Genomic DNA, 6,865 nt, shown 5'->3' with positions numbered 1-6,865 from the left:
GTCATAGGTGGAGAGGGGAGCGAACTCAACACCAAGCCCGTGGAGCATGGAATAATGATCGCAAGCGACGATGTTGCTTTGGTTGACTACATGGCAGCATACCTAATGGGTTTCGATCCTGAGGAAATAGATTACGTTAGAATTGCAGCAGAGGGGAGAAAAGTCGATCTTGAAAAGTACGAAGATCTTAGGAAAGAGTACAGAATTTCCTTTATTGGCAGACTTATGGGAGCTTTGAGGATTTAATCACACCTGTTCTTGTCAAGTTCACTCATTATTTCGTCGACTTTAATCTCTCCAAGTCCAACAGCCGAATCTGCAGCTCCGTAGGAGATTATTATCCTATCGTCAACTATCTCAGCTCCGCAGGGGAATATCGTGTAAGGGCGATCTCCGTAAACCTCATAGATCTCCCTCGGCTCCATTATGTAGTAAGGCGTTACAGAGACGACGTTAAGATCTTCGTCCATCAAAAGGGCAAAAACCTTGTAGAACTTCAGATCTCGGTCGACGGCGTGGACGAAAAATAAGTATTCGTTATCTACTTTCACAGGCGGCGTTCCCCATCCGATCTTCTCTTCGAACTCGGCTGCTTCGTAGGCTATTATAGTGTTTTTCAAGGGAATTTCCTTCAAACCCCCATCTCCAAGTTCCCCTTCCCCGTCTATATCGCTTACCGTGAGGTAGAAGTTCTCGTCCCTCATGTGAGGTCGGTGGAAAAGCTTAACCCCGTCTTTTGTTTTAACGAGGAATGCGTCCTTATCACTCACGACGAAACTCCTCATATCCTTCGGAAATCTGAAAACGCATGTTTTCTTCCACTTTTTATCAACCCTTTTAGCACAGACGGGCAAAGTTCTTTCAACTCTAATGCTCGGATCAAAGTAGCTCACAGTTCTTCCGCAGTAGGTCATCAGTATTTCGTCTCCTATTCTGTAAACTCTCGGATCTTCAACTCCCCAGATGTCGTATCTGTTATCTGGGAATATCACTATCTCTCCAGAGTAATGTCCAGGGAAAGAGTTTGCCTCAACTTCCTCCACTGGAATCGTTATCTCCGCCACGGCACTTGCGTAGGTGAAGTAACCGAGAACTATTCTCACGTAGAGCTTCAGCTCTCCGTCAACGAGTATTAAGCCCGGATTAAAAGCAGTAACTGGATTGTCCTTAGGATACTTTTTGAGATGAATCCTATCAGCTGTTATAGCTCCGATTCTCTTAACTATATCAACAGTTTTATTTTCTCTTTTGAAAGCTGTAATTTCGCAGATTTTTCTAAACATTGCACCCTAAGATTTTTCGAAAGTATAAAAAGTTAATTGTTATCTTCCAGTGGATAAATTCTGACGACGAAGCCTTCCCCTTCAACAGCGTATTCGTTATTTGGAAGAACTGTACAGCTCTCATACTCGTTCAGTTTGAGGGAATTTTTACTTCTGATGAAAACTTCGTTTAAAGCCACGATAACGTTTACTCTGTCATCCTGAAAGTTCTTTTCACCATTTACTTCAACGACCTCCGCATAAAATTCCTCCATCTCCAATTTCATTTTTCCCTTATTGATCTTAACTTCTCTAACGCAGTATCTCGCCTTTTCTAAGTGCGTTTCCCTACCGTAGGGATCGTAAATTCTGTAAGTCAAATCTGAAGGTGTGGAAACTTCAAGGAGGAAGATGTTCTCTGCGGTGTGAACGGTTCCAGGATGAATGGGAAACGTGTCAAAAACTTCAGCTTCGAAAACGACGAGGTTCTCTATCGTTGCATCTTTTGAGTAATCCTTCATCCCCAAGTAAACTTTTCCCTCGCTAAGAGCTATCCATCCCTCGCTCTTCCCTCTATCTTTCTCCCCGAGTTTCTTAGCAATTTCGTCACTCGGATGAACTTGAACGCTCAGAAGTCTTCCGACATCAAGGAGTTTTACCATTATGGGGAACTCACTGAATCCGAGAACATCCTCGAACTTTCTAACGAATTCGGTTAGAGGAACAACCTTCCCGTTGTAAATAACTTCGCTAACTCCAGAGAAGTGTGTTGAGACTTCCCAAGACTCGCCGATTTTTTCTCCACCTTTATATTTCCCAAGCCTGTTCCCAGCCCAATCTTTTTTCTTTAGGAGGGGTACATTTTTCACAACTACCTCCATACCCCCACGAAAAACGTTTTCTACTATAACCCTTTCCCTATTGTTAAATGATCCTCGATAAGCTGAAAGAACCTTTCGTGATTGGCGTCGCAGGAGATAGCGGCTCGGGAAAAACCACCTTCGCTGAAAGCGTGAGGAAGATTTTCGCCGGAAACGTGGCGACGATTACTCTTGACGATTATCACAAATACGGAAGAAAGGAAAGGAAAAGACTTGGAATAACACCACTGAATCCAGAGATGACAAATTTAGACCTGTTTAGAGAGCATTTAAAGATGATAAAGGAGTGGAAAGAGTTCGAGAAACCTATTTACGACCACGAAAAGGGGGAAGTGGAGTGCTGCGAGAGATTTAAACCAGAAAGGATAGTGATCGCAGAAGGACTGCATGTTCTCTACGACGGAATCAGAGAGTTCCTTGACTACAAAATCTTCGTCGATCCAGCGAGAATCGTCAAGAGAAAGTGGAAGATTAAAAGAGACATGGAGAAAAGAGGGTACAAAAGAGAAGAGGTCATAGAAGAGATAATTCAGAGAGAGAGCGATTACAAGAGGTTCGTGGACTTCCAGAAAATTTATGCCGATGTCGTGATAAAAATTTATCCGAGTTCATTGGAAAGCTCGGAGAGAATCTCCACCCTTCTCGGGATGGAAGAGATGTATCGTGTCAGATTAATCTTTACGAACATTTCCTTCGAGCTCGATCACGTCACCCTCAACGTAGATTTGTCCCGTCTAATAAAAGCCAGCGAAAGGGATTTCGCCATATCCTTTTTCTCCGACTACTACTACGGAAAAAGAGCGAGCTTTATAGATATAGACGGTTTTCTCAACGTGGAAATCTTCGAGTCTTTGCTCGATGCTTTGAGAGAGGAAACGGGATACAACGTGAAATGGGAGGCTCAGGATTACGTGAATTCAATAGATGTGGCAAGACTTTTACTGTGCTGGAATCTGGTCGAAATCATCAAGATGAAAGAGTAATCGTTATATTCTTTTTTACAGAACTTTTTTTATGCATATCGCAGTTCTATCTCGCTGGAACGCTACTTGCGGTGTTGCTATGCATGCGGAACTTATCGTTTCTGAATTCCTAAAAATGGGTCACGAAGTTACGGTTTTCGCCCCCTACGTCGAATCTGCAAATAGATGGTGGCACCACAAAATCGTGAGAGAGGATGAGGATTTCGTCGTTAGGTGTTACGAGGAAAGACCGCCGGATAAGGAGGGAGGGAAAATAAACTTCGACGAGATCTTGAAGAGGGATTTCGATGTTTTGCTTGTGGAATCCTATGGAAGCGTGCCCCACTCAGATGTGCAAAAACTTGCTGGAGAATTGAAAAAGAAGGGAGTCAAAACTTTTGTAGTGATTCATGAGGGCTTCAAGAAGGATTTGAGGTATAACGACTATTCGAACTTCGAAAAGCTCGCAGTATTTGATAGCAGGTACATCAACGAGCTTCTCAGCAGCGTAAAGGATAAAACCACGGTAATACCCTACCCCTGCCATCCACTGAATCCAACGAAAAGGAAATTTGCTGAAGATGGTTTGAAATTCTTCAGCTTCGGAAGACAGCCTGTTGAAGAGTATGAAGCGTTCTTCAAAGCTTTAGAATTTCTTGAAAAGAATTACGAATTCACCTACAGGGTGATAAGATCTAACGGGTTGCTTCCCTATGAGAGAGAATGGCTGATTCAGGAGAGGAAAAGGCTGAAAAACAATGAAGAGGTTTACGAAGAACTTCATAAAGTGGACGTTTTCATGATTCCAAAAGGAGAGACGAGCGGAGTTGTAGTTTCTTCCACCCTCTACCAGTGCATGGGAGCTTTGATTCCAATTGTAGTCCCGAACACAAGACATTTTGAAATGCACGAGAGAGAAGTTGTGAAGTTCAACGATGCAGAGGATCTCTCAGAAAAGCTCAGAAAGCTAATAGAAGACGAAAACTACAGAAAAGAGATAGTGGAGAATGCGAAAAAATACGTTGAGGAGAACAACTCGAAGAAAATAGCAGAAAAATTCCTCAGACTTTTCAACGAACGTAGTTAAAATAAAAGCTTAATATTTGATTCTTCGCAAAATTAAGCGGTCGAAGTCTTCTAACAGCTTTATATTCGCAGGATTGACTTAAAATTGCCCGAGCCTCTTTTCGTAGGCTTTATAATCGACGACCTTGAAAATTCATCCGATGATGCGAATTCTGTGGCATACTCTTGTCCCATTTTATAAGATCTCTCTCGACCGTGATTTGGATTTGCAAAGTCCCGTAAAAACTGAGCAATGGGATTTGCCAAGGTTTTGTGAGTAAGATTCCCGTATATTATTTGCTGTCGAAACCACAAAAAAAATATAGCGATTGGTCAAAACACAGTATTGCTGGGTCCGTGGTCTAGTGGTTATGACGCCTGCCTCACACGCAGGAGGTCCCCGGTTCGAATCCGGGCGGACCCATTCAAACTCGAAGCTGTGTAGATTTTCGAAAAACTGGCTCAAATTCGAAATGTATTGACGATCAACGTTGAGTACGTCTTTCCTTGCCATCAAGCTGATACAAATCTTTTTCAAGGTTCAGATACACCATACCATGGTTTCGTACGCATAAAATGATAGAGTGGAGAGAAAAAGATAGGAAACATTATGCCATCAACGAGGGAAAACGAAAATGAAATAAGGAATTGACGATGTTATTACATGGTTTCTATAACTTTGGGTCGAGAACTCCTCAAGAAGCTTGAAAACTTGCGGGAAGGAGAAGAGTCGATTGAGAAAATCATAGAGAAGCTTATAGAGAGCTATGAAGAGCTTCAGGATTACATCGAAGAGAAATACGAAAAACTAAGAAGAGATAGGGACAAGTTCGTTAATCTTGAAGACTACGCGGCTTCGAGAGGTCTTTGATGTTACAGCTCTCTTACACCCAGATGTCATCAAGTTCTTGGATAGCCTGAGGGAGAGCGAGAGGAAGCGATGTATCGAAACTTTCCGCAGAGGAAGAGGTTACAGATAGAAAGTTCAAAATGTTCACGGAGAAGATGAGATAAGGGACATATTCAGGCAGAGAACGAAGCTCGGTTTTTACGAGGGCGTGATGACGAGGGATGCTTTTGAAAAGATCGTCGAGCTTACTGTGAAAACAGCTGACTTGAGATTCGGAATTTATCTCCTGAGGATGGCGGGAATTGAAGCTGAAAGGAGGGCGAGCAGGAAAATAGAGGTGAGGGACGTAGAGGCCGTTTACGAAGGCGTGCGAGGGTTTTCCTCGCTAAAAGCTTAGCCGTTCAAACTCCAACGAGAGAACAACTCTGAAGATAATCTACTCGATAGACGGAGAGGTAAGCTCCGGAGAAGTCTACAAGATCCTGAAAGCGGAAGTGAACATGAGCTACACGAGGTTCTACGAGATAATCAACAAGCTCGAAAGACTCAGGCTGATCGATGTCGTAGTGGGGAAGAAAGGAAGGGGGAGGACGAGGTACATAATAAAGAAGTACCGTGCTGATCTCGTGCTGAAGGCTTTGATCGAAAGCTGAAAACATGCAGTTCTAACTTTTTAATCGCTCTTCTACTGCTTCCAAGAATTCTTCGAAGCTCATAGGTTCGCAAGGCTCGTGCCTTTCTGGATCCTCAAAGGGATGAATATGCCACCCTCCGGTGTTGTCTGCTCCGAAAATTCTTTTCTCGTTTTTTATCAAGGCAAACGCAACTCTTTTCGTGTCGTCGTTGTAGAAAACGTCTATGAAGAAGTCTTCAACCAAGTAGATTCTCACTTTCAGTATTACGTTGTCGAAACTTTCGACGTTAACTCCTCTAACGATTTCGGACTTTTCGCAAGCTTCTAAGATCTCTTTCAAAAAAGCGTCTACTCCAGCCACTTCAGAACCTCTTCGAGCTTCTTCTTCCTCGACATCAAACCTTCCCACTCCCAAAAGTCTCTTTCTACTTCGTAAGAGTGCTTATTTTCTATCTCTCCTTTTTCCCAAGCTCTTTTGAATTCTTCAAACGTCATTCCGTACTTTTCCTCGAATTTTCTTATTTCGCTCTCAATTTTTTCTAACCTGTGCTCTATCGCATCTTTAGAGATCTCCTTAACCGCCACGTTTAAATCGGACGATCCGGTTATTTCAAGCAGTAGCTTCACAACGGAAGGTGATAAAGCCATAATATCACTTCTGCTAAGACTCTTATAAAACCTTTCTTTCAGTCTCTCGTACACTTTGCAAAATTTACGGCGAATTTAACCTCTTCAAAAGCTTTCCTCAGAATCTTGAAGTAGTACTCCAACTCGACGTTTTCAGGAGTTTTGACAGAAACCACCTTCTTGTTGAAGTCCACGATCACGTACTCTATTCCCGTTCCCGGAAAAACTTTTACGCCAAATTTCTTCAGCTATCAAGATTTCTCGAAGAGAGCTACTTGCAAAAGAAGATTTTGTGCTGGTAAAAGCTCATTACCGCAAGATTAACGGAAAGAGAGTTTACGTTAAACCATACTAAAGAAAGAGGGAGAAAAAGTAATTCTGAAATCGTTCCCAACAAAAACAATTTATATTCGTTATGCACGCTTATGCATATGGCTCGAAAGATAGTAATTTTAGCCTTGGCGATTTTGGTAATAACCTTTGGACTTTACTTTTACGAGCAGAATAAGAGGAAAGAACTGAAAATCTTGACGATTTCGACCACCACAATTTTATACGACACGGGCTTTCTTGACGAGGTTGCG

General features: G+C 42.5%; 10 protein-coding genes, 1 tRNA gene and 1 pseudogene. 7 read left to right on the top strand and 5 right to left on the bottom strand.

Going from position 1 to position 6,865, the window contains the following annotated elements; translation table 11 throughout:
- A pseudogene (locus tag F7C14_RS10490) lies at positions 1–246 on the top strand (hypothetical protein); the annotation flags it as partial.
- On the opposite strand, the gene F7C14_RS10485 reads toward F7C14_RS10490, so the two are convergent.
- Both F7C14_RS10485 and F7C14_RS10480 read right to left on the bottom strand, forming a co-directional pair.
- Positions 243–1,283 carry a glycosidase gene (locus F7C14_RS10485; protein ID WP_290902657.1) on the bottom strand — a complete coding sequence of 347 codons (1,041 nt, stop codon included), beginning with the start codon at positions 1,281–1,283 and terminating at the stop codon, positions 243–245. The pseudogene F7C14_RS10490 and the gene F7C14_RS10485 overlap by 4 nt on opposite strands.
- Before the next feature lie 32 nt (positions 1,284–1,315).
- A complete protein-coding gene (locus F7C14_RS10480; RefSeq protein WP_290902655.1) occupies positions 1,316–2,143 on the bottom strand; it encodes a type I phosphomannose isomerase catalytic subunit in 828 nt (275 codons plus the stop codon).
- Positions 2,144–2,190: 47 nt separating this feature from the next.
- On the opposite strand from F7C14_RS10480, the gene F7C14_RS10475 reads away from it, so the two are divergent.
- From F7C14_RS10475 to F7C14_RS10450, 6 genes are all read left to right on the top strand, one after another.
- Positions 2,191–3,126 (top strand): phosphoribulokinase, encoded by a 936-nt coding sequence (locus F7C14_RS10475; protein ID WP_290902653.1) that lies wholly within the window; start codon positions 2,191–2,193, stop codon positions 3,124–3,126.
- Between the two features lie 31 nt (positions 3,127–3,157).
- Entirely contained in the window at positions 3,158–4,192 is a 1,035-nt protein-coding gene (locus F7C14_RS10470; protein ID WP_290902651.1) for a glycosyltransferase family 4 protein, read from the top strand.
- A 329-nt stretch (positions 4,193–4,521) separates the two neighbouring features.
- Positions 4,522–4,594, top strand: a tRNA-Val gene (locus tag F7C14_RS10465).
- 240 nt (positions 4,595–4,834) lie between these two features.
- Entirely contained in the window at positions 4,835–5,041 is a 207-nt protein-coding gene (locus tag F7C14_RS10460; protein WP_290902649.1) for a CopG family transcriptional regulator, read from the top strand.
- A 190-nt stretch (positions 5,042–5,231) separates the two neighbouring features.
- Positions 5,232–5,417 (top strand): hypothetical protein, encoded by a 186-nt coding sequence (locus tag F7C14_RS10455; RefSeq protein ID WP_290902646.1) that lies wholly within the window; start codon positions 5,232–5,234, stop codon positions 5,415–5,417.
- Between the two features lie 103 nt (positions 5,418–5,520).
- Complete coding sequence (locus F7C14_RS10450; protein WP_290902644.1) at positions 5,521–5,673, top strand: hypothetical protein; 153 nt, start codon at positions 5,521–5,523, stop codon at positions 5,671–5,673.
- 12 nt (positions 5,674–5,685) lie between these two features.
- On the opposite strand, the gene F7C14_RS10445 is transcribed toward F7C14_RS10450, so the two are convergent.
- The 3 genes from F7C14_RS10445 to F7C14_RS10435 are packed head-to-tail and all read right to left on the bottom strand — an operon-like array spanning position 5,686 to position 6,475.
- Entirely contained in the window at positions 5,686–6,015 is a 330-nt protein-coding gene (locus F7C14_RS10445; protein WP_290902642.1) for a hypothetical protein, read from the bottom strand.
- On the bottom strand, positions 6,003–6,302 hold the full coding sequence (locus F7C14_RS10440) for a hypothetical protein (RefSeq protein ID WP_290902641.1): 300 nt from the start codon (positions 6,300–6,302) through the stop codon (positions 6,003–6,005). The genes F7C14_RS10445 and F7C14_RS10440 overlap by 13 nt, the downstream gene beginning before the upstream one ends.
- A 38-nt stretch (positions 6,303–6,340) precedes the next feature.
- Positions 6,341–6,475 (bottom strand): hypothetical protein, encoded by a 135-nt coding sequence (locus F7C14_RS10435; protein ID WP_290902639.1) that lies wholly within the window; start codon positions 6,473–6,475, stop codon positions 6,341–6,343.
- Positions 6,476–6,865: the final 390 nt, after the last annotated feature.

Origin of the sequence: Ferroglobus sp. (genome assembly GCF_015521575.1) — an archaeon.
In the GTDB taxonomy this organism is placed as follows: domain Archaea; phylum Halobacteriota; class Archaeoglobi; order Archaeoglobales; family Archaeoglobaceae; genus Ferroglobus.
This window is presented reverse-complemented; position numbering and strand designations above follow the sequence as displayed.

Excerpts from the sequence above, each read along its gene's own strand:
- F7C14_RS10460 (WP_290902649.1), top strand. The coding sequence starts at position 4,835 with ATGGTTTCTATAACTTTGGGTCGAGAACTCCTCAAGAAGCTTGAAAAC.
- F7C14_RS10475 (WP_290902653.1), top strand. The coding sequence starts at position 2,191 with ATGATCCTCGATAAGCTGAAAGAACCTTTCGTGATTGGCGTCGCAGGA.
- F7C14_RS10485 (WP_290902657.1), bottom strand. The coding sequence starts at position 1,283 with ATGTTTAGAAAAATCTGCGAAATTACAGCTTTCAAAAGAGAAAATAAA.
- F7C14_RS10450 (WP_290902644.1), top strand. The coding sequence starts at position 5,521 with ATGAGCTACACGAGGTTCTACGAGATAATCAACAAGCTCGAAAGACTC.
- F7C14_RS10455 (WP_290902646.1), top strand. The coding sequence starts at position 5,232 with ATGACGAGGGATGCTTTTGAAAAGATCGTCGAGCTTACTGTGAAAACA.
- F7C14_RS10470 (WP_290902651.1), top strand. The coding sequence starts at position 3,158 with ATGCATATCGCAGTTCTATCTCGCTGGAACGCTACTTGCGGTGTTGCT.
- F7C14_RS10440 (WP_290902641.1), bottom strand. The coding sequence starts at position 6,302 with ATGGCTTTATCACCTTCCGTTGTGAAGCTACTGCTTGAAATAACCGGA.
- F7C14_RS10480 (WP_290902655.1), bottom strand. The coding sequence starts at position 2,143 with ATGGAGGTAGTTGTGAAAAATGTACCCCTCCTAAAGAAAAAAGATTGG.